This window comes from Maribellus sp. CM-23 (genome assembly GCF_021354595.1).
Lineage (GTDB): Bacteria > Bacteroidota > Bacteroidia > Bacteroidales > Prolixibacteraceae > Draconibacterium.
Genome location: NZ_JADWYJ010000001.1, coordinates 128,636 through 153,739, shown reverse-complemented (window position 1 = coordinate 153,739; position 25,104 = coordinate 128,636). Strand labels below are relative to the sequence as shown.

Below are 25,104 nucleotides of genomic sequence, written 5' to 3'. Positions count from 1 at the left end.
GGTAAAGTGTTTCACTCCTTGAAATTTTGAAAAATAACTATGAGAATGTTAAACAAGTTCGTTGGAAAAGGAAAATTATTAACTGCTGTTGTTCTTTTTACATGCATTGGTTTGAGCGTATCGGCCGGACCAGGCCTGAAGTTTAAGGATAAGAAATTCAAGATCATTCAGTTTACCGACCTGCATTATGTGCATTCAGATAAGCACAAAGCCCAGAACGATAGTACCATCGAATTGATGCGGCTTTTGATTGAAGAAGAAAAACCTGATCTGGTTGTCTTTACAGGCGATGTGGTGGTATCTTCACCTGCGGTAGCCGGCTGGGACCGCGTAACCCAACCAATGACTGAATTACGGGTACCCTTTGCGGTTAATTTTGGAAACCATGATACCGAAACGGATCTGAAAACCAGTACGATTCTGGAGCATTTGAGCAAAAATCCGATGAGTGTAACAAGCAACCAGATCAAGGAAGTTTCAGGGCAGGGAAATTGTTCTTTGCCCATTCTTTCGTCCAACGGAGACCAGGATGAAATGGTGGTTTATCTGTTTGACTCGAAAGCATATTCTGATCACGGAAAAGTAAGTGGCTACGGATGGGTGAAACACGACCAGATTGACTGGTACCGTAGAACAAGTCGGGAGTTTACCGAAAAAAACAAACGTGTAATTCCGGCGTTGGCGTTTTTTCACATCCCACTGCCTGAATATGCGGTGGTGCGCGAGCAGGAAGGTACTTTGGGAAACAATACCGAAAAAGTTCATGCTCCCACGATAAATACAGGTTTGTTATCCGCTTTTGTGGAAATGAATGATGTAAAAGGAGTTTTTGTTGGACATGATCATAACAATGATTATATCGGAGGTTTATTTGGAGTTGCTCTTGCCTACGGGAGGAAAACAGGTTACGTTCCGGCGTATACCGAGATCCTGGATCGCGGAGCCAGAGTGATTGAGCTGACGGAAGGAGCCACTTCTTTTAATACCTATATCCGTACCCGTTCAGAAAAGCTGTTCGAGTACACTTTTCCATATTAATCGGTGTTGTGCAGAAAGGGTAGGACAGGGATCGTTGGAAAGAGGCACATTGATTCTGGAAAAGGAGAGTAAATGAATAATTTACATTAAAATATAAGAAATGAAACGAGCATGTAAAATAATTACATTATGGAAGATGGTTATCCGTCAGTTGATGGACATGCGAGTTCCATACTATACCTTTGAAAACAAACAATCTTAATAGTATGAAAATGTTACGTGTGGGTGTTGCCGGATTGTTGCTGGCAGCTATTGGCTGTAGTTCACCCTCAGCCGAGTCTCCGTCGGGAGGCAACAAGAGTTCAACGTTTAAATTAAGTAAAGCTGAACTTCAGGACAAAATAAAAGGAGGATGGGCAGGCCAGGTTATTGGTTGTTCATATGGCGGACCGACTGAGTTCAAATGGTTGGGATCCATGATTAACGACCAGGTGCCAATTGCCTGGGACGAACACCAAATGACCATGTGGTACGATCAGTTTCCGGGTTTGTACGACGATGTGTATATGGATTTGACGTTTGTGTCAGTATTTGAAGAACACGGTATTGATGCTCCCGACTCTCTGCACGCAATGGCATTTGCTACGGCTGATTACATGCTTTGGCATGCCAACCAGGCTGCCCGTTACAACATTCTTCAGGGAATTATGCCGCCTGCATCGGGCCATTTCCTGAATAACCCGCATGCTGACGATATTGATTTTCAGATTGAGTCCGATTTTGCAGGGCTGATGTCACCCGGAATGATCAATGCCTCTTCTGGGTTGTGCGACCGCATCGGACACATCATGAACTATGGTGATGGCTGGTACGGTGGCGTTTTTGTGGCCGGTATGTATACACAGGCTTTTATTTCCGACGATATTCAGTTTGTAGTTAACGAGGCGTTAAAAACTCTACCGAAGGAAAGCCGGTTTTACCAGTTGATTGCCGATGTAATCAAGTGGCACAAAGAATTCCCGGATGACTGGAAACGAAACTGGTTTGAAATCCAGCGCAAATGGTCGTTCGAAAAAGGATGCCCCGACGGTGTGTTCAAAGCTTTTAATATTGATGCGAGCTTAAACGCTGCCTACATTGTGTTGGGTTTGCTTTACGGCGACGGCGATTATGGAAAAACCATTGACATCAGTACCCGTGCCGGGCAGGATTCGGATTGTAACCCGTCGAATGCCGCAGGAATTTTAGGCACGATGATCGGATTCAGCAATATTCCGGACTACTGGACACAAGGCCTGGACCGCGTGGAAGACCGCAACTTCAGTTATACCGATCTGGCGCTGAACGATGTTTATCAGCTGGGGTATAAGCATGCCTTGCAAATGGTTGAACGCGGAGGCGGACAGATAACCAATGACTCCGTGGTAATTGCTTACCAGGAAGTTGTGCCGGTTCGTTTGGAGCAATCCTTTGATGGTTTATATCCGCGAGAACGTGTTGAACATCAGTGGCCGCTTGCCGAAAAACAAATCACACATGCACAAAAGAACTATCAGATTGATTTTAAAGGTGCAGGTGTTGTTTTGACCGGTTATGCGCAACGAACCAATGGTGCCTTGCCCGAAAAAGATTTAAAAGTAAATGTTTTGCTGAATGGCGAACAAATAGATGTGCTAACGCTGCCAACTGAGGTAGCTGTAAGAAAAACAGATGTTTACTGGAATTACGAACTTCCGGAAGGCGATGTTCTGTTGGAGCTGGTTGCTGCCGACGTGCCCGAAGGATACAGGGTTGCAATTACTTCAGCACTTATTTATGATAAAGAAAAATAAGGTTAGTTAGAGGCTTATGGTAACAGGGCGGGTAGACCGAAAGGCTATTCGCCTTGTTTTTTGAATAAGCTTGTGCACCGGAGAGTAAACGAATCGCGAACGTTTTTTGCCTTTTGGTTGTTAATGGTAGTTACTAACAGAAAAAGAAATGCAGCATGGCAAAGCTATTTTTATTAAAACCCGGTTTTACCGATAAAGCCCTTGGCGAAGATACTTTGTATTATTGTCCGTACTCGGCGCAAATTCTGGGCGTGTTGAACTATTATCCGCGCTTGTATGATGAGTTGGAGGTAATTTTTATTGATTTCGAGCGGCCGAGAAAAGGGCTGGTTGAATTGGTGGGCGAAGCCAGCCAGGGATGCCCCAACCTGGTAATTCCCAAAGAAGAGGTAGCGGCTGATGACGATCTAAGCTATTTTGATTCGTATGCCGGTAATTACTTTGTAAATTCAGTGGAGCTGATTGCCCGTTATTTGTCGGAAAAGCACAAAATCGGGGTGCCTCATTAAAAACAAAGAGGCGGTATAAAGCGTCAAATTATTTTAAAAGAGACTTGCAATTTATGATCGACTTTCATCTTACCCGTCCATGCCTCTCCGTTAGCTGATGGAAGGCTTAAAGTCCCCTATAGGGGATCTAGGGGTGAAAATCCTTGTGATTACTTACAAATCGTAAGTTCAATCTAACACAAAAGAACTTTTTGGACAGTCTTTTTTTTTCTGACTCAATATTTCAAATGAACTACCCCGCTGCAAGCAAACGGGGTATCAAAGGCATGATATTTCTTAATTCGCCCCAAGGGGCGGTGCATCGGGATCCCCGCCTGCCGGACGGGCAGGAGTTCGACTTCATAATTTCAGTTCACTAGCGCTCCTGAAATCAGAGTCTCACTGATTTATCTGAAGCTACTTTTATTTTCGTCGTCCCCGCGCTTCCAAGAGCGGAATCAGCTTTTCGGGCTCGTCGGTCTGGATGATATTGGCACCTTTGTCCAGCAGGTTCGCAAGAGCCTGGTCGGATTCGCCTGCATTGATCAAACGGTCCTGGTCGCCGAGTGCATTGATCCAGATCCGAGCATTTTTTCCTTTTATGAGCAGAGTTAGTTCGTTGGTATAAAAGGAATCGTCGATGTGAACCACGGGCGCATCAAAGATCATTAAAGCCGTATCCGCCATTCCGAACGAACGTGCGCGTGGCATTACATTGGCGGTCGGAAAATGCGCCTGCACCTCTTTCAAAATCTCAAAATCGCTGTCGAAAAAGATGATCTGGTTCAGCGTGCCGGTCTTTTGCAGCACGTCAAAAACGGGTTTCAGGTTCGATGTTTTCAGATCGATGTCGATCATTGCTTTTCCTTTAACCCGGTTCAGGGCTTCTTCAAAAGTGGCCAGTTGCAGATCGGTTACCGTTCCGTCGGGCATTTTTAGCCTGAACTTTTGAAGCTCCGCCCACGAATAACTTTCGGGGTCACCCGTTCCGGTGGTGGTACGATCGATGGTCCGGTCATGGTTCAGAATCACAACACTGTCGGTGGTTACTTTTACATCCAGTTCAATAATGTCAACCCCGATATTAATGGCATGTTCGATTGCCGGAATGGAGTTTTCGACGTAGCCGTTGTGGCCTGCACGGTGTGCCGCTACCATAACGTAATCAGACTGGGCATTGTGAAACTCTTCCAGAATCCGGTCGATGGCGCGCTCTTCCCGGCACGAAACCAAAAGAAGAAGGGCGAAGAGAATCGTAAAGGATTGAAAAAACGACTTTTTATTCATGTGTCTGTGTTACTTATTTTTGCTGCTTAAACCGTTTCATGATTCCGGTCCAGTTGGTGAGTTCGATGTTGTTATCGGCAAAAAATTGTTTTACAACGGGGTCTGAAAACATCTCGGCTTCCCAGCCACGCTGCTGCCACGAATTGGTAATGGTTTTCATGTTGTCGGTAACAATCGACGGATGAAAAATGATTTCGGTAAGTCCCGGTTTCAGCGATTGCACCAGCTTGAAAAAGTTGTCGCGCTTCTCTTCGTACGTTTTTCCTGAAGGCACACTTGAGAAGTTATCGAGCTTGGGTAAACGGTATTCTTTGAGGATGTCTATTACGTCATCGGTAATCGGGTAGCCTGCCTTTTTATAATAAGCCACCACTTCCGGATCCGACAAATCAATTGCGTTGGCCGGGATACCATATTCTTCTGCAATTTTCATAAAAACGCGCACATATTCGGCCGAACCGTACAAAGTTCCCATGTGCGTATCGATGTGCGAAGGACGGTGACCGAGTTCAATCATTTTGTCGATTTGTGCGCGGATTTCGATTTCCACTTCGTTGGGCGAAGCATGTGTAACCACGTCCCGCACTTCGGGCCACATTTTTCCCTGGGGATCGATCAGACCCGGAACTTTTTCGGCTTGGGTGAGTGGCCCCCAGCGGTAAGTTTTCCATTCCGATGTCAAGGTCAGGTGAACGCCAATATCGGCTTGCGGGTGTGTTTTGGCCCACTCTACCATTTCTTCTGCATCAGGGCAGGGCATCATTACGGCGGCAGAAGTAATGTCGCCTTTCAGCACATACGCCTGAACCGCAATGTTGGCTTCTTCACACATCCCCGCATCGTCGCAATGGAGCAGCAGCACTTTCTTGCCTTTTGGGAAACCCAGTTTTTCTGCATTGGTAGTTTTTTCCTGTGCACTTGTTGTTGTCACACAAAAAAGAGAAATGAGCAGAAGCCCAAGCACGAAAATCGTTTGTGTATTTCTTTTGTTCATCTGAAATCTTTTCATTTCCATTGATTTAGAATTATTACTTGTTTTCAGGAGCGCTGATCACTCCTAAATATCGCCCCATCCAATAGGGGAGCAGCCATACATCTCCCGCGCTGATGAGTGTTTGTCCGTTGCCCTCCCGGTCCAGTTCAAAGATCTGTCCGTTATGGCGGTACAATGGAATTTCTCCGAGCGGAAGGAGTTCAGTTGTGGTTTGTCCGCGAAAGTTATCGGGAATTAGTTCAATGTCTTTCCGTTGCGAGTTTTCCACTTTCCAGTTGCGTAAATCCATTGGATATTGCTGTAAAAATTCAATGGATTGAGTGAGATCAAAATCCGGGGCACCGGTCATCGCATAGGTGAAATTCCAGAGTGCATTTTTTTCCGGGCGCTCCATTTCCCAATGGTCTTTTATGGCCGTGTTGAATTGCTCCTTTAGTTCGGGTGTGAAAGCGTACGGGTAAAGCCCCCAATAGGCCAGAAAATACATTTCGTCGTCGGAGTGGTTCCATTCGTGCGAAAGGATGGCACTCAGTTCGTCGTCTTTCGAGGGGCCGATCTCGGAAAACGGGCGAAGCAGGTTTTCGAGGTAGCCGTGCTTCTCCATTAACCCGTAAGCGGCCGTTTTGTATTTCTCGTTTCCTGTAAATTGGTAGGCCGTTTGTAAAAATGCAACGATGTTGGAACTGTACAATTTCCGGTCGCCTACGTTGGTGGGAAAGCTATTTACATAGTCAGGATTCCATTTACCCCACATGGTTGGTTGCCCGTCCACATCAATAATGTACATATCGTTGTCAACGATGTAGGTCATCAGGTGGTCGAGCATGTTGAGTGCCCGTTGTTTCCAAAGTGAGTCGTCGGCCAGTTCCAAAACCGTTGTGAGGGCAAAAATCTGCCCGACGGTTTGGTCGCTGCTGGCCGTCGAACGCCAGGTCCAGTTGGGATGATCGTTGGCCCGAAGCCACAGAGTAGCCGGGCTGCCCGATTGCAACTCTCTTTTTTGCCACCCTTCGGTTTTTGTATTTTCAATTTTGTAGTCGCGCTCAAAACTGCGTGCAAAAAGCCCCTCAATGCCGGTAACGGTGTGCAGCCGCTCCATGGCTTCAAAGGCTTCCAGTGCGTTTTGCCGGGCTTCGGCTTCTCCGGTAACTTTGTAGCGGAATAGCTGGCTGGCCAGGTACATTCCTGTCCACAAATTATCGCTGGGCTGAACATTCATGGTGGCAGATGAATAATCCGGATTGAGCGTGCTCTGGCTACAGTTAAAGCCGTAGCGGATGTTTTTTGCGCGCACTTGCTTCTCAAAAAAACGGGCTTTTTCTTCCAGCGTCATCGGCTGAAAAAAGATTTGTCCGAGGCCTTTGTCGGTAGCCACCAAAAGGCTGTTTTCGGGCCCTTTCTGAATGTCTTTTACATCATTACCCGGAATCCAGCGTTCGCCGGCATAGTAGCTGTTTTCGCCGTTGGAGCTGAGTTTCCAGGCTCCGTTAGCAGAACCGAACCAAAGCGTTCCGTCTATTTCGGTAATGCAATTGATTTCGGGGCAAGGCACCCGGGTGATCCTCGTTTTTTCAGGAAATAAAAAATAGCCGTTAGTGGTTCCGATGGCGATCTGGTCGGTATTTTTGATAGGTTCGGCATAGGTTATTCCACTTTCTTCAAAAAGCGAGTGAATAGGCCCACCGGGAATAAAGGCAGCGACTTCGTTGGCAGAAACCAATAGAAAACGGTTTTTTCCGGGCTGGAATTTGATCTGTTTTAACCCGGGGAAAGTTCCTTCCCAAATAATCTCGCTGTTTTTATCCAGGTAACGCAGGGAGTTTCCATCAGAGACCAGAAAATGAAAGTCGTTGCCGGGAGCAAAAATCCTGGCGCCGGGCAGTTGATGATCGATTTGCAGGCTGCCCGCCCATCCGTTACTGAATACTTGCGCGTTATCCAAATAAACGGTATGGTTTTGATAAGTTGCCATGGCCCGGATGTTTTTGGGCAACATTTGGGTATAGGCTTTATCGGGAACCAGTTTTCCCGGGTACATCAAACTGCCGTTTCCGGGAACTAAAATTCCCTTATCGGAAAGTACATGAATGTGGTAATTGCGATCGGCCGAAACCGCGAAAAGTTCGGTTACCGGCGCATTAGGTTCAAGATAATACCTGATGCTGTAATCCTGAATAAAAGGGCGGTCGGTATAAACCGGCTGACCGTGTTCATTCTCCGCTTTTGGGGCGCTTGTTTCCCCTTTTTGCTGACAGGCGATCATTGCTACACAAAAGCACGCCAGAATAAGCTTCCGAGGTGTTTTGCTGAGTATGGAAGCAGGGTTAAATTTCATTATTCTAGTTGTTATTTTTCAAAAAATAAAAGTGTCCGTCTTCAGCACCTATCAGCAGATCGGGAACTCCGTTTTTGTCCCAGTCAACAATGGTGGGTGACGTAGAATGACCAGCCAGCCGCGTTTTGCTGAGTGGTCCCATATCCTCCAAAATAACAAGCCCGTTTTTTTCGCCTTTGTTCCGAAGAAAGTTGATGTTCTCAGTATTTACCAGAATGTCCGGTCTTCCGTCGCGGTCCCAATCCACAATGCATATTTTACGTCGTCCGGAACCACCCGCATTTTTGGTGTTCAGACGAAGCAATCCGTTGGCGTCGTTTTCAAATTTATCGGAAAACCCCCTGGTACTTTCACCGGTGAAAATGCGCTGGCCGGGTTTGAGCTTTAGTACTCCGTTTTCACGGTATCTTTCCCAAAAAGACAGGTAGCCTTCGTGGTCGAGCATGATCAGGTCCATGAGCCCGTCGTTGTTCCAGTCGTAGCCCAGCGGAGTAGTACGCCACTGGGTAACCAGGTTCTTCCCTTCAGGATTCCACCAGTTCCATGCCGGTTTTGGATTTTTTCCTTCCCATTCCACTTCAATGGGTTTTGCTGCCGCCAGTTTCGGACGGCCTTTTTTACCAATGTTCTCCAGCCATTCAATTTTTCCCCAGATGGAATTGTAAACAATGTCATTCAAGCCGTCGCCGTTCCAGTCGACCACTGAGAGGGTGGTGTAGCCCCATTTGCGTTCGGCAGGTCCCTGGATCGATCCGTTTTCTCCGGCCAGGATCATAATGCTTTCTCCACCGGCTTCGAGGTAAACAGGTTTTGCCCATTTTGGGAAATCGCTGTTGCCAACATTTTCAATAAAACCAATGTGACCGGCTGTATTTCCGCAAATCAGGTCTTCATCGCCGTCGTCGTCCCAATCTACCGAGTAGGGAGTAACCAGGGCGCCAAATTTTAAATACCGGGCTTCCTGCTGTATATATTTAGGCGATTGGAAAATGATCCCGTCTTTGTTTTTCTGCCCGGTATTTTTCATAAAAACCACACGGCCGTCTTCAATCCCCACCACCAGGTCAACGTGGCCGTCACCGTCCCAGTCGGCGGCAGAGGGAACAACCATTTCAAGGTCGAGGTGCAGCACTTCACCGTTTATTTTTATGAATGTACCTTTGGCATATTCGGGCGTTTTTCTTGTCCCGATGTTTTCAATCCAGGTCAAACGGTCCACAAATTCACTGATGATGATATCCAGGTCTCCATCGCCGTCAAAATCCTCAAAAACGGCTCCCGAAATTCCAAAGTTGTCAATCTCTTCACCACCGGCTTTTAACGCCACCGGCTGGCTGTAAACACCCGGCGACGTTTGTTCCACCCAGTAAATCCGGGCATGAAGCGGCCCGTTGGTCCATTCGCCTTTTTCATTAAATGCATTGTCCCAGCCGTATTCGCTCCAGTCGTCGATGGCAATCGCGATGTCAAGGTCCCCGTCACCGTCGTAATCCACCTGCCTCCACAAATTAAAACGTGCTTTTTTTAGGAGTGGCTGGTAAAAGTCTTTGGTAAACAAGGTGTCGGGCTCCGCAAAAAAGGAGGTAAGGAAATTGGGGTAGACAATCCCCGGTGTCATTACAATATATTCTCCGTTGACGTAGGTAATTTGCAGGTTTCTCTGGCTTTCGGCGAGTTTTACAGGCGCTTTCATCACCGGATTTTTCCCGCCACCGGCATTTTCAAACAACCAAAGTCCGTTAAACGGTTTATCGGGGCAGTTCACCAGCAAATCCAGGTCCCCGTCCTTGTCGTAGTCAACCGGGAAAGGCCAGGCCCAAAGTCCCACGCCCAGATCGGAATGCATTCCCGGCTGGTTGTATTGAATACGCACCAGATCGCCGGAGTTTTTATCCTGCGCCATGGCGTTATGGACAAAGAGAATACTAAAGATCAGAACTAAATAATTACGTCGGGTTTGCATTTCTTTTGGTTTAAAATTTTGAATGCCGTTTGGCTTTCTGAAAATCAGTTTTGATAAATATCTAATTCTCAATTTTGAATGCAAAATATCCAACAAAATCCGGAAAATTGAATATTGGAAATTTTACATTGGATATTCTGCATTAAAAAATAAAAACAAATCCCGGATAGGAATACATCTTAACTTTCATTTCTGTTAATGATGCTCCGGAATCATGATTGTTTTATTCCGCGGGCCAGTTGCCGTTTTTATACGGGCGTACCTTAATTTTTGCCGGATCTACTACCACGTGTTTCACCAATTTCCGGTTCCAGGTGTAGGTGATGTGAATCATTCCGTCGCTGGTCTGAATAACGGCAGGATAGGAGTATTCACCTTCTTTATCCGGATCGTTTTCAAGTAAAACGCCTGCTTCCCAGTGAATGCCGTCGTTTGAAACAGCCATGTTCAGAATGTTGCGGTCGCCCCACGATTCTCCGGGCGTGATGTGGTTGTAGATCAGCACAAATCTTCCGTCTTTTAGAGTTACTGCGTCGATTCCTGAATTGGGGATGGGCATATCGATTGGCTCCAGCTCCGTCCATGTTCTTCCATTGTCTTCCGACCAGGTAGTGATGATCTTTTTGTTACCGCTTCTGCACAGCGCCTGTAGTTTTCCGCCTGGATGAACCAACACGGCCGGCTGAATAACGCGGTATTTTTCGCCATCGTTTAGCGGCTTGGTGCGCTCCCAGTTTTTGCCACGGTCGGGAGTGATTTCCATGTGGATTTGCCAGCCATTGTCTTCGGTGCTCGACGGGCAAAGCAGGTCGCCGTTTGCCAGCAGGATCGGCTTGTTTTTTATCGGACCGGCAATTTCTTCGGGTAGGCGAATGCTTTGCGACCAGGTTTTTCCTTCATCTTTTGAGGTAATGTATTCGCCCCACCATTCGCGCGGATTGGGGCCGTCTTTGTAAAAAAGAATGATTTCGTCGCCGTAATTGAACAACACCGGGTTCCAGGTTGGGTAGCGCAATGTTTTGTGCTGAACACCCGTGGCAACTTCCACCGGAACAGTCCATTTGCCATTTTCAAAGCGGTTGACCCAAATGCCTACATCAGGGTGTTTTTCGTGTGTGCCTCCAAACCAGGCCGCAATTAAACCGTCTTTGGTTTGTTCAATGGTTGATGCGTGGCAACTCGGAAAGGGCACATCTTCCTGTTGGTAAATGAATTCAGATTTTACTATCGCCTGGTTGCCGGTGTAGGGTTTTTGCGCCCCAAGAGAGCTTACCAGGAACATTGCTGAAATGAAAGTGATTAGTTTCATGAGTCGTATAGTTTATTTGATATTTATTTCTTTTTTGCCAGTTTCAGTGATAAAAATCCTACCAGGAAAATAGCCATGGTACCAATAACAATGGTGAGATTACTGTGGAAAGGACTTCTGAAAGCCAGCAGTTTTCCTTCTGTGAAATAAAGCGGCGATAAGCTCATCCAGATAATAACCAGAACGCCAACAATTACACCAATGGCCGCGTCCATGTTTCTTACTTTTTTGGAAAGGAAAGCCAATAGGAACAGGCCAAGCATACCTCCACTAAAGATCGATGCGAGCGACCACCAGGCATCGAGCACACTTTCGACACCCACCAGCGAAAGCGAAATAATAACGCCCAAAATTCCAAAAATGACAGAAGCCGAGTACAACACTTTCATGGATGATTTGTCGTCGGCATTTTTATTGAAATATTTCTGGTAGTAATCCGAAAGAACAATGGTGGCAGTGCTGTTGATACTGGTTGAAACGGTGCTCATTCCGGCTGCAAATATGGAAGCGATCAACAAGCCGGTTAAGCCCGTAGGCAAACCGTTAACGATAAAATGCGGAAACACTTTGTCGCCATCGATGTTTGCCGGAAGCAGATCGGGCCGTGCCGTATAATACGAGAACAACGCCGTGCCGATGTAGAAAAAAACGATGGAAACCGGCACATAAAGCAAAGCGCCAAACAATGCCGATGATTTGGCCTTTTTCTCGGAACTAGTCGTCATGTATCGTTGTACAAAGTTTTGGTCGATTCCGTAGTTCTGCAGGTTGATAAACAAACCATAAATCAGCACTACCCAGAAAGTAGATTCCGAGAGACTGGCGCTTAAGCTTCCGAGGCTGAATTTGTGGTTGGCAGCTGCAATTTCAAAAATCTGCGAGGGGCCTTCGGGCATAGAAAAAGTTAAAACGGCTGCACAAATCAGCGCTCCCACCACCAGGATGATTCCCTGGATGGCGTCGGTCCAAATCACTGCCTGTATTCCTCCCATCATAGAATATACGGTAACAGCTATTCCGGTAACGATAATGATGGTTTTGATGTTCCACCCAAAAAGTGCATTTAGCGGAAGTGCCAGTAAAAGCAAAATGGCTCCGGTTCGCATCAGTTGGGTTAAAATGTAACAGATGGAAGCATAAATCCGGGCCCAGCTTCCGAAGCGGACTTCCAGGTAATTGTAGGCGGAAACACTTCCGAGGTTGCGATACAGCGGAACAAAAAACTTGGCCGCCAGAATGGCCGCCACCGGAATGGCAAAGCTAAAGACGAGTGCGTTCCAGTCGCTCATGTAAGCTTTCCCGGGCAATGCCAAAAAGCTGATGCTGCTAACAAAGGTGGCGAAGATCGACATGCCCACTACCCAGGCGGGGAGCTTTCCTCCGCCGGTGGTAAACTGGCTCGATGTTTTGTTTCTCAGAAAAAAACTGGCGCCGAAAATGACGTTCCCTAAAGTGATGATTATAAAAACGATTAAGTCGGTTACAGGTAAGTTCATTGGATGTTGTTATACTATTGGTTTTTCGGTAACGCTGCCGGCTTTTACGTCGGCTGGGTACCGGGTTATCCTGTTTTTTAGGTGATGCTGTTTAACATACTTATTTCTTCATTCAGCTCTGGATACATTTCGGCCAACTCTTTTATGTTCACTTGCATTTGTTGCTTTTGCGCCTCTTCAAAACCACTGAAAGGTTGTGCCACATAGCCGCTGCAAATTCCCAAAACCGAAAGTGCGCATTTTATACTTTCAATGTACCTCGAACTGTCTGCACTAATATTATATATTTTTTTCTCAATCTGAATGACAATGTCTCTTAATCTGGCCACTTTATTTAAATCGCCATCCAACGATGCCTTGTACATGTCAACAAACAACCGGGGGAAAATATTGGCGCCGCCTGTGATTCCGCCGCTTCCTCCGAAGTTAACCGACTCGGGCAGAAACAACTCGGTACCACAAATGACCGCAAAATCGGTTTCGTCTTTAAATTCATCTAAAAGCGAATAAAAATAAGCAAGGTCGCCCGAGCTGTCTTTGATCCCGATTGCACCCAGTTCTTTGGCCTGTCGCACGGTTTCAACCGACATGTGCATTTTGGTGCAGCTGGGCATGTTGTACAGCAAAAATGGCAAAGGAAGTTTGGGACTGATATTCTTTAGAAAATCAACAAACTCGTTTTGAGAAATCGGTAAGTAATATGGAGAAGAGATCACCAGGGCATCGGCTCCAGCATTTTTTGAAACATGGGCCATTTCGAGTAAACCTGCGGCAGAAGTGTCTGTAACTCCCACCATTACCGGAACTCTTTTGTTGATAAAGGCACAGGCTTTCTCCACAAACTCCCTGCGTAGCGAATAGCTCAAACTGGTGGCTTCGCCCGTGGTTCCCAGCAAAAATATGCCGTGCACACCGCCGCTGATAAGGTATTCGATTAAGCGTGCCAGTCCGCTTTCGTCCAGCTCTTCCTCGTTGATCAAAGGTGTGATGATCGGAGGAATTATTCCTTTTAATGATGGATTCATTTGAATTATATTGAATTTTTTAATCAGTTAAATCGATTAGCGTAAAAACTACACATACAAAGAAAGTTCATTTTGTTGCGTCACACTTCTTGTATATTGTTTGTTTTGCATTGAATTTTGACCTTAATTTGAACTTATTAATTAATATTTGTGTTTTAGGGTTAAAAAATATTCACGGTGGAATTTGTATACGAAAAAATCTTTGTTCCTCACAAGCACTCTTTTATTACGCGGCGACTAAAGATGGATCCGAACTCCGAAAAGATTCATTCCCATAATAACTTTGAGCTGAACCTGATCACTTCGGGATCGGGAAGACGGATTGTTGGGAATAACATTTCGAGTTATACTCCGGGCGATTTGGTATTGCTGGGGCCAAACATTTCTCACTGTTGGGAAGTGCTGGAGACCAGTAATGATGAGGAGCCCGAATGCGTGGTTACCCATTTTTACGAAAACCTGATCAGTTCCGACTTCTTCAATATCCCGGAACTGGAGCAGGTGGTTGAGTTGCTGAAAGAGGCGCACAGCGGGATTCTTTTTAAAGGTCCGAAAATCGAGAAAGTGGCCTTAACGCTGAACCGCATGGTGGAACTGAAAGGCTTGGAGCGGTACATTAACCTGCTGAAAGTATTCAGCCTTTTGCTGAAAGTGGAAGACCGTGAATACCTGGCCTTACCTTCGGAACTTCCCAGTAATTATGATAAAGACCGTGATCAGATCGATAAAATCTACGAGTACGTTTTTCAGAATGTTCAGGAAGGCATCAATTTAAAGGAGGCTGCCAAGGTGGTGTACATGGAACCCAGTTCGTTTTGCCGTTACTTTAAAAAGAAAACCAGCCAAACATTTATGGAATATGTTAAAACCGTACGAATTGGAATTGCCGCCAAACTGCTGGCCGAAACCGATAAGCGGATAACCCAGATCTGCTACGAGTGCGGCTACAATAACCTCGCAAATTTTAACCACTACTTTAAAGTGATCATGGGGAAAACTCCTTCAGACTACCGGAAGGACTTTCGCTAAGTTTTTCTTTCTGAGAGGCTTTTGTTTCTTTTGATGATATTGCAGTGATACATTAATCCTTAGGGAAGTTTGTGGGTGCTAAACATATCGCTATATGGTGGTTTCGCATATTGCTTACGGCCTGTAAATTAATGTCCTAAAAGGACTAAATATGAATAACCACCGGTGCAGCCGGTGGTGCATGAAAGATATAGAATCCAGCCCCGAAAGGGGTTGAACGACGACCGTTACTTAAGAAAGTATCGCTCGTCAATTTTAATGTGGTGTTCTTCCAAAAGTCTTCGGAACTCCGCTTCAAAAGTTTCTGTTTTGTGGTGTTCCTCCTGGTTCTTAATATAGTTGATCAGTTTATCCTTATCCCAATGTGAGTAAGTTAATGCAGCATAACCCTCAGACCAGCCAATAAACTTCGGGAAATCATCGGAATCTTTTAACCAAACAGAGGAGGCAGTTTTAATATCCCTTACAAAATCAGCCAAAGCAATGGATGGATGAAGGTCGGTTAGAATATGAATATGCTCCTCCATTCCATTAATCCTGTACAAATGGCAATCTTTATTCTTTATGATTCCCCAGATATATTTAAAGAGCCTTTCTTTATGTTCCGGATTTAATGTTTTTTGACTGAGTTTGGTGCGAAAAATGATTTGATAGATAATTTGTCGATAGCAGGACATGGTGGTTAATCTTTAGATTGTAATTCAGTTTAGCCTTACTAATTTAGTGTGTTTTGTACAGACAGTAACACTTTTGCCGGGATTTATTCAACCCTGTTCAGGGCTGATAGCTAGAATCTGTTTCTTCCGTGCGTTTTACGCACGGTTATTCACATTTAGTCCTTTCAGGACTTTATGAAAGATTTGTCCTGTTTAGGAATCCATGTAAGCCAAATAAATTTAAGGATTGATCGATTTGGCTATAATTTTTGATGATCAGTGATGTTGGGATTTTCTCCAATTTTACTTCTCAAGCACTTATCTACTGAAAGTCAATATTGCATTTGTATTAGCCAACAAATGTGTGGTATTGTTTGGCCATTGTGTGTTAATTTGGTATCATGCATCGGAACCTGGTTCTCGGAATTGAGATAAACCGTCACGACTGTTGGAATTGTGCGTTTCTTGATAATCTCGGAAATCATAATAGTAAAAGATACCATGCAAATACCAGTTGAAAAGCGATTTCCCAAAGCCATCATTTTTGATATGGATGGTGTATTGGTGGATAGTGAGCCCTATCACATTGAAGTTGAAAAACGAATGTTTCAGAAAGTTGGGGTAGATGTTTCCGACGAGGAACATGCCTCCTACATGGGTACTGCCACTGATGTTATGTGGCGTCAGATCATCGAAAAGCGGCAGCTTTCGCACAATGTGGAGGAAATGACACGGCTTACCAATCTCGAAGGGATTCCTTTTTTTTCCGCCCTGGAAAAACTGGAGCCAATGCCGGGACTGAGAACATTGCTCGACTTTCTTGAAAACAAGAAAGTGCCAATGGCGGTGGCTTCTTCCTCCAATCCGGAAACTGTAAAGATTATTATCGATAAGTCGGGCCTGAGAAAGTATTTCAAACACACCATCAGCAGTGGAAGTGTTGGCAAAAGCAAACCAGCACCCGATGTATTCCTGCATGCGGCAAAATTGCTGGGTGTTGAGCCTGAAAACTGCCTGGTGATCGAAGATTCAAAAAACGGGATTAAAGCAGCCAAAAATGCCGGAATGTTTTGTGTGGCTTATGGCGGAGCAAGCTCCGAAAGCCAGGACCAGGGCGAAGCGGACATTGTGGTGGAAGATTTTGAAAAACTGACAAGACTTTTGTTTGCCGAAGATTGAAATACCAAAATGAACTGTAAAGCCAGGAATAAATGATGACAGATTGAGCAATTCTTCTGATTCTTTCAGTCAGCAGGAAACACAAAATAATATTGATAAAGTATCAAGAAAATGGAGAAAAAATTACTGGAAAAGTTGGCTGCCGGAAATCGGGTTTATGGAACCTGTATCACTTCTACGGCTCCGTTATGGATAAAAGCAGTACGCAGTGCCAGCCTCGATTTCGTATTTCTGGATACCGAACATGTTCCGCTGGAAAGGATGGAGGTGGCCGCGCTGTGTCAGCTTTATGGCGCAGCCGGAATAGCTCCTGTGGTGCGAATCCCTTCTCCCGACCCGATTGGGGCCTGTCAGATGCTGGATGCCGGGGCCGAAGGAATTCTGGCACCTTATATTGAAAGTGTGGAACAGGTTAAGGAAATGGTTGGCGCGATTAAATACCGGCCTTTGAAAGGGGAGCGACTGAAACAGCTGCTGAACAATTCTGAGCCGGTGGAACCTGAGTTGAAAGATTATCTGGCCAATTATAACCGTGGGAATATTTGTATTTTGAATATCGAAAGTGTTCCAGCATTCGAAAAACTCGATGATTTACTGGATGTGGAGGGAGTGGATGCGGTGTTTATCGGTCCGCATGATTTATCGCTGAGCCTGGGCATTCCCGGGCAGTACGATCACCCAAAATTTGAAGAAGTGGTGCAGCTTATTGTCCATAAATGCCGGTCGAAAAACAAAGCGGTGGGTATTCATTTTTCGGATCATTCCGGGCGGCCAGTCAAGTGGATAACCGAAGGCGTGAATATCATTATTTACAGTTCGGATATCATGCTCTTTACACAGAAACTTAGCGACGATTTCAATTTAATTCGCCAAAATGCCGGAGATAAACCGGATGAAGCATCCGAAGCCTTTGTGGTGTAAGCGCCGAATATTGATAACTAACCCAATGACTGACTAAATGGAAAAACGAACGCTCGAAAACTTTGAATGGATAAACAAACCGGAAAAATTTGTAGTTGACCGCAACCGTGTGCTGATTGAAACCCGGCCGGAAACCGATTTGTGGCAGCGTACTTATTATGGCTTTCAGAATGCGAATGCACCGGCTTTTCTTACAAGCTTTGCAGGTGATTTCAGCTTTGAAGTGAAGGCCGAATTTGAAGAAACTGCTTTCCGGTACGACCAGTGCGGGGTGCTGCTTTTCATCGACAACGAAAACTGGGTGAAGGTGTCGGTAGAATACGAAAATGAAATTTTTGCACGACTGGGATCGGTGGTGACCAACCTGGGGTTTTCCGACTGGGCAACCACCGATATTCCCGCTGGCATCTCAGAGATGTGGTACCGAATCAGTAGGCGCGGGCAGGATTTTTACATCGAAAATTCGGTGGATGGTACCGGATTCCGGCAAATGAGAATGCTGCACCTGCACAAAGCATCCGCAGAAATAAAAGTGGGGGTTTATGCATGCAGCCCGCTGAAATCAAGCTTTAATGCCGTTTTTTCTGAATTCAAAAGTGGTACTTGTTTATGGCCCGAATACGAAACTCACGAATAAAATCAATCATGTATCAACAGATTATTTCTTTTCCGGCAAGCAGTAAGCGCAGTCTTTCTTGTCTTGTATTGGTCTTATTGACAACGTTGTTGCTAGCCGTTGCATCGTGTCAGGAGAAAGCAGAAGTGCCGGCAGTGTCCGTCACCGAGAACTATCAGGATGTGCCTTTTGTGCAGGAAACGCACGAAGCTTTTTACATCAGTGATAAGGAAGAAGACAACGAGATCCGAAGCATTGCAGTGGACCATAATTCCAATGTTTGGGTGGCCACTGCATCGGGCATTTTCAGAAAAGATGAAAATACAAGAGACTGGCAGGAAGTAATTACCGGGGAAGATCGTGGCCCGGCTTATTCGGTACTGGTCCATCCCAACGGCGATGTATTGCTGGGTACCTGGAACGGCTTGTATCGTTTTTCTGCCGGAACACTTGCAAAAGAAGAAGGTGTAAATCCTCCTGTTTCGGTGATTTGTGCTGGCGGAGATGAAAATTACGCATTGGGGCCGCACGGAATCTGGCGATCGAACAATCAAAAATGGGAGTTACAACCCTATGCAATTGCCCGTTCGGTGCGCGATGCGATGGTTGATGCCGATGGAAACTTGTGGGTGGGAACCGACGCCGGACTTTATAAATGCAACGAGGGGAAAACTGAGTTGTTTCAAAATACGGATGAGTTGATCAGCTGTTATGTAAAGGCGGTTTCGTTTGGCCCGGAGAACAAATTGTGGGCAGGTGTTATGGGCGGTGTTTCCATTCGCGAAAACAACTTGCTGGTAAAAAATCTCCAACCCTCCAACGGCATTCCTTCCGTTTTTGTGAACAGTATAGAGCAAGCACCCGGCGGAGTGATGTGGGTAGGAACCGACGTGGGAGTGGTTCGTTTTTCGCCCGACGGTTCGGCTTCACTTCGGTTTAGCAAGCGATGGCTGACCAATGACAAGGTTACAGATATCGCTTTTGATAAAGGCGGAAATGCCTGGATTGCCACGGCAAACGGTGTAAGCCTTATCAAACAAACAGAGATGACGCTGGCGGAAAAAGAGCGGAATTTCTACACACAAATGATGCGGAAACACATGCGCGAGCCCTGGATTTGTGCGCCGCTTCGTTTGGAAGTTCCGGGAGATACTTCCACGTGGAGACATTCCGATGATGACAACGATGGTGAATACACCGGAGGCTACCTGGCCATGGAAAGTTTTCGGTATGCAGCCACCGGCGATCCGGATGCGAAAATGAAAGCGCGCAAAGCTTTTGACTTCCTGGTGAAGCTTCAATCCATTACCGGAACCGATGGCTTTTTTGCACGTACGATTGTTCCGGTTGACTGGCAGCAGGTGCACGATCCCAACCGAACTTATACCGAACGCCAGGTGGCAGATGCACAGGTTGCCGACCCCCGGTACAAACCCGTGGAAGAGCGCTGGCGAAAATCAGCCGATGGCAAGTGGCTTTGGAAAGGTGACACCAGCAGCGACGAAATGGACGGGCACATGATGGCCTATTTCTACTTTTATGAATTGGCAGCCGACGATGAAGAAAAGCAACTGGTACGCAATCATGTCAGCAAAATCATGGATTACCTGGTAAAACACAATTACAATTTTATCGATATTGACGGGGAACACACACGTTGGGCGGTTTGGTCGCCGGAACAACTAAACCGAGATCCCGACTGGTCGTCAGAACGAAGCCTGAATTCTTTTGAACTGCTGGCGTATTTGAAATTTGCGGCGCACATCACCGGGAATGAAAAGTACGAAACCGAATACCGGCGATTGATCGATGAAGAAGGTTACCTGGATAACGCTTCCCGTTTGAATCGTAAAAATCCGGCCTGGCAGATTTATTTCGACCTGACGATGGAAGGCTATCTTTTCCCGATGCTGATCAAGTATGAAACCGATCCGGAATTGAAATCTTTTTATGAAAATTTAATGGATGAATGGATGGAAAAACAAACGGAAGGAGAGAACTTGTACAATAATTTGGTGTACACTTTTGTGACCGGGAAAAAAATAAATGTGCAGCAAACCATCGATTTCCTAAAAGATGCGCCGCTTGATTTGGTGGATTGGCACATCGATCATACACTTCGGGAAGATGTGCAGGTGGTAAGAAAGCCGATTTTGGAAGAACTGCAGATCAGTGAGCTGCCACCGGCCAGTATCCGTGCTACGGTTCGCTGGGATAAAAATCCGTGGGCCGCTGTTCAGGGAAATCCGGCACAGGTGCGTGAGCCCGTATTCTGGCTTTGGCCGTATTGGGAAGCCCGTTACCTGGGAATAATTGAAGATTAGAAGAACTAAAATAAACCAACTGATGAATAGAAAAACGTACAAAACACTGGTTCTGCTGGCTGCTTTTTGGCTGGCGTTGACACCCGGAATGAAAGCCCAGGAGAACATGCTGTGCCAGGGACGGCACTGGACCGAAGACGAGGCCAATATGAAAATGAAAGAATTTGCCCAATCATGGAACGACCGCGAATCGTGGGAAAAACGGGCAAGTGTGATTCGGGAAGGGATCATCGAAGGAATAAAACTGAATCAAATGCCGGAGCGCTCTTCAAACCTGAACGTTACGATTTCAAACCCGCGAAAGATGGATGGTTACGTGGTGGAAAATCTCGTTATGGAAAGTTTTCCGGGGTTTTATATCACCGGAAATTTGTACCGCCCGCTTGAATTGAAAAGTAAGAATCCGGCCGTTTTGTGTCCGCACGGGCATTTGAAAGACAAGCGCTTAAAGGCTGATGTTCAGATTCGGTCGGCAGCGTTTGCCCGCATGGGAGCCATTGTAGTAGCTTACGATATGGTGGGTTTTGCCGATTCGAAACAAGTAACCCACGATATTCCGATTGCGCTGGTTCTGCAAACATACAACAGCCAGCGGGTGTTGGATTACCTGCTTTCCAGAGCCGATGTGGATCCGGAGAGAATTGGCGTTACCGGTGGCTCGGGCGGAGGAACACAGACTTTTATGCTCACGGCCATCGATGATCGAATAAAAGTAGCTGCTCCGGTAGTGCAGGTTTCGGCACATTTTTTTGGCGGCTGTGTATGCGAAAGCGGAATGCCGGTTCACAAAAGCAATCATCACCAAACCAATAACGTGGAAATTGCAGCCCTTTGTGCGCCACGCCCGATGTTGATCGTTTCCGATGGAGGAGACTGGACCAGCAACACCCCGCTGATTGAATATCCTTACATTCAAAAAGTGTATGCTTTGTACAACGCCGAACACAAGGCGGAGAATGTGCATCTTCCGTTGGAAAAGCACGATTACGGGCCGTCGAAAAGATTTGCCGTTTACAACTTTTTTGCCCATCATCTGGGGCTCGATAAAAACAAGCTTCCCTATAATTATGGTTACGACGAGAGTTTTGTTACCGTTCTGGAACCGGACGAGTTGCGGGTTTACAGCGGAAAAAATCAACTGCCGGCAAATGCTTTGCAAGGAAACGAAGCTGTTATGAAGTACCTGAACCTGAAATAAAATAAACCGATGAGAAAACTGAGAGCATTCTTTTGGACCTGTTTAGTAGGATGGGTATTTGCTTCGTGTGCTCCGAAGCAGGCAGATGTGGTGACATTCGGAATTTGTACCGATGTTCACCTGCCTACCATGCACGATTCGGAATACCGCATCCGCACCTTCATCGACAGTATGAAAGCTACTCAGCCTGATTTCATTATTGAACTGGGCGATTTTATAATTCCGAAAGAACAGTACGCCGGGTATTTCGCTACCTGGAATTCATTTGAAGGCGAAAAGTACCATGTAATCGGGAATCACGAAATGGATGGCGGTACCAGCCGCGAAGCGGCACTGGCTTACCGGAATATGAGAAGCAGCTATTACTCGTTTGAAAAGAACGGTTTTCATTTTATAGTGCTCGATGGTAACGACAAAAAAAATCCGGACGTAAAAGGTTACCAGCAGTTTATTGGGCCCGAACAGCTTGCCTGGCTGAAAAGCGACCTGGAAAATACAAAGCATCCGGTTATTGTTTTCTCGCACCAAGGGTTGAACCTTTATCCCGGGGTAGAAGAGAATTACGGTGTGGAAAATTATCGGGAGATACAATCCATTCTGGAAAAACACAACGCCGACCATCCGAAGCAAAAAGTGATTGCATGTTTTAACGGGCATACGCATTGGGACGTAGCCGACCAGGTAAACGGAATTTATTACATCACGCTTACCTCGATGGCTTATCATTGGTTGGGCGATGATTATGTGCACGTTCGGTACAGCGATGAGGTGGACAAAAACTTCAAATGGATAAAATACACCGCTCCGTTTAAAGAACCGCTTTGGGCCGTGGTGGAGATCTCGTCAGAAGGATACATAAAAATTAAAGGCCGGGAGTCGGAGTGGGTAGGCCCTTCGCCCTGGGAGCTGGGTTATCCCGAACAGTTCAAACAATACATGAGGCCGGCTATTTCTGACCGTTATCTCAAATTCTAATCTTAAAAACAAGCTATGTTTACCAAAAACCTTTTGACTATTTTTCTTCTTATTCTGCTTGGACAATTTGCCTTTTCACAGGCAAAAAACTTAAACTTTGAAGAAGCCGATTTTACGTTTGCTTTTCTGACCGATATTCACCTAAAACCTGAAATGGGCGCTCCCCAAGGCTTTCAAATGGCCATCGACAGGGTAAATGAACTCCATCCTGATTTTGTGCTTACGGGCGGCGACCTGGTTTTTGATGCCATGCGCGGAAACAAAGACCGGTCTGACACCCTTTTTTCGCTGTACAAAGAAATGAGTGCCGGTTTTAATATGCCGGTGTACAATTGTCTGGGCAACCACGATCTTTTTGCAATTTATGCTGAAAGTCCCGAAAGCAGCTATCATCCCGATTATAAATACGGAATGTATGAACGGTACTTTGGAAAAACGTACTACTCTTTTGATCATAAAAACTGGCATTTTATTGTACTGAACTCACTTGGCGTGACAGAAAATAAACGCTATACCGGAGTTTTCAGCGAGGAAGAGCTGGCGTGGCTAAAAACGGACATCTCAAAACTTGATACTTTAACGCCCATTGTAATTGTAACGCATATTCCCATGATCACCACCCGGTCACAGGTTACCGGATCGGATGGGAAAGGAAATGTGAGCAATGCCGCGGAAGTATTTAAAATGCTGGAATCTTACAATCTGAAACTGGTTTTACAGGGGCATATTCACTGGAAAGAGTATGGTTATGTAAACGACCGCTTTCATTACATTACCGGTGGTTCCATTGCCGGAAACGGCTGGAAAGGAAGACGGCACAACACAAAAGAAGGTTTTGTGCTGGTAAAAGTAAAAGGCGACGGGTTTTCGTGGGAATACGTCGACCATGGCTGGGAAGCCGAAAGATTAAAAAAAGCAGAGTCACTTCCTGAAGCAAAGTAAACAGAGTCGCGAAGGATCCCGGTTGAGGGTTGGGACAAAAACCTTCATCTCCACGGATGAAAATATTTTTTTACTTTTATCCGTCACTCTTTGCAGAACGTATTTCATGGGATTAGCATTTGTACCAATCAATTTTCTGAATAACAGGTTTACGCTGCTTGATCAAAAGTCAGATCGCTATCTGCTGATTCTGATTTGCCTGGTTTTTAGTGTGCTGTACATCAATGTGTTTGTTCCGTTTAATATCAATCGCTGGTTTTCCGACTCGGGTTTTATTCAGTTTCTCCGGCTTTCCAGCTACGGGCTGATTGTTTCGCTGGTGCTTTTGTTTACCCAGTTTCCCTTGCGAAGGCTTTTTAAGGCTGATTCTTTCACCATAAAAAGTTATTCGCTTTGGCTGTTGATTGAAATTTTACTGATCAGCCTGGTTTATATTTTCCTTTACGGAAACCCGTTGGGCAACTTTTTCAACGACTTTGTTTTTTCATTGAAATATACTTTGCTAGGCATTCTTCTGCCGTATTCGTTTTCGCTGTTGATTATTTTTTACAAGAACCAGCGCACTGAAATTCGCTTGTTAAAAGAGGAAATAAACAAGCCCGGGATAAAGGAAATGCTGGTTTTTAAGGATGAATACGACCGCATAAAATTCTCGGTGCGAACGCCCGATGTGCTGTTTCTGGAATCGACCGATAATTACATCTCGGTGTATTATTACGCTGAAGGGAAGGTGCAGCGGCAGCTGCTGCGCAATTCGCTGAAACGTGTGGAAGAAATGCTGGCTAAAAACAAAGTAGTTCGCTGCCATCGTTCTTTTATCGTAAACTGGAACCAAATTGAGATGGTTCAGCTGAAAGGAAAAAAACTGCAAATCAAACTACGGCATTGCGACAAAATAATCCCTGTTTCCGAAAAATATTCACCCCTGTTTTTAGAGTTTTTATCCCAGCAGGAATCTGTTTAACCCCAAATACCCCACTTAAACCCTATTTTTTTGAAATTAAATTTGGAGCATTCATTTTTGTTCAGGTTAAATTTTAAAATCAAAGAAATGAAAAAGTTACTGGTATTTGTTTTTATGATTGCTCTGCTTCCGATGGCTGGAAATAGTGCAGAACTTGCTTCCGAAAAACAGCTGGTTGGCGAATGGAACTTTAACGTGCCGTCGGCTCCTTATGGCTACGAAAAAGGGACTTTGACCATTACCGAAAAGGAAAAGAAACTTACCGGAGAAGTTAAGTTTGCCGATGGGTACAAAATTCAGCTAAAAGATGTAAGCTTTGCCGACGGTGTATTTAAGTGCGGATTGTATGTCGATTATGAATATGTAAACCTGAAGGCAAAAATCCAGGATCAGAAAATGACCGGGACCGTAATGTCGTCTGAAGGAAGTATGGAATTATCGGCCACCAAAGTAAAAGCAAAAGAATAAGCCGGGTTAATATCCTGACTTGCTTTATGAAAATGAGAAATGCGCTTAGCAGTTCTAAACTGCTTAGCGCATTTTCGCTGCTTTAGTATATTGCATTCGGTGAATTTATTGCAAAGTTCTGTCAT

The 25,104-nt window shown here is 45.5% G+C and carries 21 protein-coding genes; 13 read left to right on the top strand and 8 right to left on the bottom strand.

The annotated features are described in order from the left end of the window. The first annotated feature begins 45 nt into the window (after positions 1-45). The 3 genes from INQ51_RS00640 (at position 46) to INQ51_RS00630 (ending at position 3,319) form a co-directional block, all read left to right on the top strand. Positions 46-1,038 (top strand): metallophosphoesterase family protein, encoded by a 993-nt coding sequence (locus INQ51_RS00640; protein ID WP_233375962.1) that lies wholly within the window; start codon positions 46-48, stop codon positions 1,036-1,038. 206 nt (positions 1,039-1,244) lie between these two features. Further along, positions 1,245-2,810 (top strand): ADP-ribosylglycohydrolase family protein, encoded by a 1,566-nt coding sequence (locus INQ51_RS00635; protein ID WP_233375961.1) that lies wholly within the window; start codon positions 1,245-1,247, stop codon positions 2,808-2,810. Between the two features lie 155 nt (positions 2,811-2,965). Continuing rightward, complete coding sequence (locus tag INQ51_RS00630; RefSeq protein WP_233375960.1) at positions 2,966-3,319, top strand: DUF3088 family protein; 354 nt, start codon at positions 2,966-2,968, stop codon at positions 3,317-3,319. 402 nt (positions 3,320-3,721) lie between these two features. Here the strand turns inward: INQ51_RS00630 and INQ51_RS00625 are convergent, their stop codons facing one another. The 7 genes from INQ51_RS00625 to INQ51_RS00595 form a co-directional block, all read right to left on the bottom strand. Continuing rightward, positions 3,722-4,585 (bottom strand): glycerophosphodiester phosphodiesterase family protein, encoded by an 864-nt coding sequence (locus tag INQ51_RS00625; RefSeq protein ID WP_233375959.1) that lies wholly within the window; start codon positions 4,583-4,585, stop codon positions 3,722-3,724. A 13-nt stretch (positions 4,586-4,598) separates the two neighbouring features. Then, positions 4,599-5,579 (bottom strand): polysaccharide deacetylase family protein, encoded by a 981-nt coding sequence (locus INQ51_RS00620; protein WP_233375958.1) that lies wholly within the window; start codon positions 5,577-5,579, stop codon positions 4,599-4,601. A gap of 34 nt (positions 5,580-5,613) precedes the next feature. Continuing rightward, positions 5,614-7,914, bottom strand: a complete 2,301-nt coding sequence (locus INQ51_RS00615; RefSeq protein WP_233375957.1) for a hypothetical protein — start codon at positions 7,912-7,914, stop codon at positions 5,614-5,616. Between the two features lie 4 nt (positions 7,915-7,918). Further along, positions 7,919-9,877: an FG-GAP repeat domain-containing protein gene (locus INQ51_RS00610; RefSeq protein WP_233375956.1), complete on the bottom strand. Its 1,959-nt coding sequence runs from the start codon at positions 9,875-9,877 to the stop codon at positions 7,919-7,921. Positions 9,878-10,100: 223 nt separating this feature from the next. After that, positions 10,101-11,186, bottom strand: coding sequence for a sialidase family protein (locus tag INQ51_RS00605; protein ID WP_233375955.1), 1,086 nt, complete (start codon positions 11,184-11,186; stop codon positions 10,101-10,103). Between the two features lie 23 nt (positions 11,187-11,209). Next, positions 11,210-12,682 carry a sodium:solute symporter gene (locus INQ51_RS00600; protein WP_233375954.1) on the bottom strand — a complete coding sequence of 491 codons (1,473 nt, stop codon included), beginning with the start codon at positions 12,680-12,682 and terminating at the stop codon, positions 11,210-11,212. Between the two features lie 77 nt (positions 12,683-12,759). Beyond that, positions 12,760-13,707: a dihydrodipicolinate synthase family protein gene (locus INQ51_RS00595; protein ID WP_233375953.1), complete on the bottom strand. Its 948-nt coding sequence runs from the start codon at positions 13,705-13,707 to the stop codon at positions 12,760-12,762. Positions 13,708-13,884: 177 nt separating this feature from the next. On the opposite strand from INQ51_RS00595, the gene INQ51_RS22590 reads away from it, so the two are divergent. Beyond that, positions 13,885-14,736 (top strand): AraC family transcriptional regulator, encoded by an 852-nt coding sequence (locus INQ51_RS22590; RefSeq protein WP_147384276.1) that lies wholly within the window; start codon positions 13,885-13,887, stop codon positions 14,734-14,736. Positions 14,737-14,963: 227 nt separating this feature from the next. On the opposite strand, the gene tnpA is transcribed toward INQ51_RS22590, so the two are convergent. Beyond that, positions 14,964-15,413 carry an IS200/IS605 family transposase gene (tnpA, locus tag INQ51_RS00585; RefSeq protein ID WP_233375952.1) on the bottom strand — a complete coding sequence of 150 codons (450 nt, stop codon included), beginning with the start codon at positions 15,411-15,413 and terminating at the stop codon, positions 14,964-14,966. A gap of 480 nt (positions 15,414-15,893) precedes the next feature. Between tnpA and INQ51_RS00580 the strand changes: the two genes are divergently transcribed. The 9 genes from INQ51_RS00580 to INQ51_RS00540 all read left to right on the top strand — a co-directional run bounded on the left by INQ51_RS00580 (position 15,894) and on the right by INQ51_RS00540 (position 24,979). Continuing rightward, on the top strand, positions 15,894-16,571 hold the full coding sequence (locus tag INQ51_RS00580; RefSeq protein ID WP_233375951.1) for an HAD family hydrolase: 678 nt from the start codon (positions 15,894-15,896) through the stop codon (positions 16,569-16,571). Positions 16,572-16,682: 111 nt separating this feature from the next. Beyond that, the gene (locus INQ51_RS00575) at positions 16,683-17,492 is read left to right on the top strand and encodes an HpcH/HpaI aldolase family protein (RefSeq protein ID WP_233375950.1); all 810 of its coding nucleotides are present in this window, start codon (positions 16,683-16,685) and stop codon (positions 17,490-17,492) included. A gap of 37 nt (positions 17,493-17,529) precedes the next feature. Next, entirely contained in the window at positions 17,530-18,129 is a 600-nt protein-coding gene (locus tag INQ51_RS00570) for a DUF1349 domain-containing protein (protein WP_233375949.1), read from the top strand. A gap of 8 nt (positions 18,130-18,137) precedes the next feature. After that, on the top strand, positions 18,138-20,432 hold the full coding sequence (locus INQ51_RS00565; protein WP_233375948.1) for a two-component regulator propeller domain-containing protein: 2,295 nt from the start codon (positions 18,138-18,140) through the stop codon (positions 20,430-20,432). Positions 20,433-20,454: 22 nt separating this feature from the next. After that, positions 20,455-21,630 (top strand): alpha/beta hydrolase family protein, encoded by a 1,176-nt coding sequence (locus tag INQ51_RS00560; RefSeq protein WP_233375947.1) that lies wholly within the window; start codon positions 20,455-20,457, stop codon positions 21,628-21,630. A 9-nt stretch (positions 21,631-21,639) separates the two neighbouring features. Next, positions 21,640-22,605: a metallophosphoesterase family protein gene (locus INQ51_RS00555; RefSeq protein ID WP_233375946.1), complete on the top strand. Its 966-nt coding sequence runs from the start codon at positions 21,640-21,642 to the stop codon at positions 22,603-22,605. 15 nt (positions 22,606-22,620) lie between these two features. After that, the gene (locus tag INQ51_RS00550; RefSeq protein ID WP_233375945.1) at positions 22,621-23,547 is read left to right on the top strand and encodes a metallophosphoesterase family protein; all 927 of its coding nucleotides are present in this window, start codon (positions 22,621-22,623) and stop codon (positions 23,545-23,547) included. Positions 23,548-23,653: 106 nt separating this feature from the next. After that, positions 23,654-24,511, top strand: coding sequence for a LytR/AlgR family response regulator transcription factor (locus INQ51_RS00545; protein ID WP_233375944.1), 858 nt, complete (start codon positions 23,654-23,656; stop codon positions 24,509-24,511). 87 nt (positions 24,512-24,598) lie between these two features. Further along, on the top strand, positions 24,599-24,979 hold the full coding sequence (locus INQ51_RS00540) for a hypothetical protein (RefSeq protein WP_233375943.1): 381 nt from the start codon (positions 24,599-24,601) through the stop codon (positions 24,977-24,979). The last annotated feature ends 125 nt before the right edge of the window (positions 24,980-25,104 follow it).

Bases quoted from the DNA above. Each gene is read 5' to 3' on its own strand.
- INQ51_RS00640 (WP_233375962.1), top strand. From the start codon at position 46: ATGTTAAACAAGTTCGTTGGAAAAGGAAAATTATTAACTGCTGTTGTT.
- INQ51_RS00635 (WP_233375961.1), top strand. From the start codon at position 1,245: ATGAAAATGTTACGTGTGGGTGTTGCCGGATTGTTGCTGGCAGCTATT.
- INQ51_RS00630 (WP_233375960.1), top strand. From the start codon at position 2,966: ATGGCAAAGCTATTTTTATTAAAACCCGGTTTTACCGATAAAGCCCTT.
- INQ51_RS00625 (WP_233375959.1), bottom strand. From the start codon at position 4,585: ATGAATAAAAAGTCGTTTTTTCAATCCTTTACGATTCTCTTCGCCCTT.
- INQ51_RS00620 (WP_233375958.1), bottom strand. From the start codon at position 5,579: ATGAACAAAAGAAATACACAAACGATTTTCGTGCTTGGGCTTCTGCTC.
- INQ51_RS00615 (WP_233375957.1), bottom strand. From the start codon at position 7,914: ATGAAATTTAACCCTGCTTCCATACTCAGCAAAACACCTCGGAAGCTT.
- INQ51_RS00610 (WP_233375956.1), bottom strand. From the start codon at position 9,877: ATGCAAACCCGACGTAATTATTTAGTTCTGATCTTTAGTATTCTCTTT.
- INQ51_RS00605 (WP_233375955.1), bottom strand. From the start codon at position 11,186: ATGAAACTAATCACTTTCATTTCAGCAATGTTCCTGGTAAGCTCTCTT.
- INQ51_RS00600 (WP_233375954.1), bottom strand. From the start codon at position 12,682: ATGAACTTACCTGTAACCGACTTAATCGTTTTTATAATCATCACTTTA.
- INQ51_RS00595 (WP_233375953.1), bottom strand. From the start codon at position 13,707: ATGAATCCATCATTAAAAGGAATAATTCCTCCGATCATCACACCTTTG.
- tnpA (WP_233375952.1), bottom strand. From the start codon at position 15,413: ATGTCCTGCTATCGACAAATTATCTATCAAATCATTTTTCGCACCAAA.
- INQ51_RS00580 (WP_233375951.1), top strand. From the start codon at position 15,894: ATGCAAATACCAGTTGAAAAGCGATTTCCCAAAGCCATCATTTTTGAT.
- INQ51_RS00575 (WP_233375950.1), top strand. From the start codon at position 16,683: ATGGAGAAAAAATTACTGGAAAAGTTGGCTGCCGGAAATCGGGTTTAT.
- INQ51_RS00570 (WP_233375949.1), top strand. From the start codon at position 17,530: ATGGAAAAACGAACGCTCGAAAACTTTGAATGGATAAACAAACCGGAA.
- INQ51_RS00565 (WP_233375948.1), top strand. From the start codon at position 18,138: ATGTATCAACAGATTATTTCTTTTCCGGCAAGCAGTAAGCGCAGTCTT.
- INQ51_RS00560 (WP_233375947.1), top strand. From the start codon at position 20,455: ATGAATAGAAAAACGTACAAAACACTGGTTCTGCTGGCTGCTTTTTGG.
- INQ51_RS00555 (WP_233375946.1), top strand. From the start codon at position 21,640: ATGAGAAAACTGAGAGCATTCTTTTGGACCTGTTTAGTAGGATGGGTA.
- INQ51_RS00550 (WP_233375945.1), top strand. From the start codon at position 22,621: ATGTTTACCAAAAACCTTTTGACTATTTTTCTTCTTATTCTGCTTGGA.
- INQ51_RS00545 (WP_233375944.1), top strand. From the start codon at position 23,654: ATGGGATTAGCATTTGTACCAATCAATTTTCTGAATAACAGGTTTACG.
- INQ51_RS00540 (WP_233375943.1), top strand. From the start codon at position 24,599: ATGAAAAAGTTACTGGTATTTGTTTTTATGATTGCTCTGCTTCCGATG.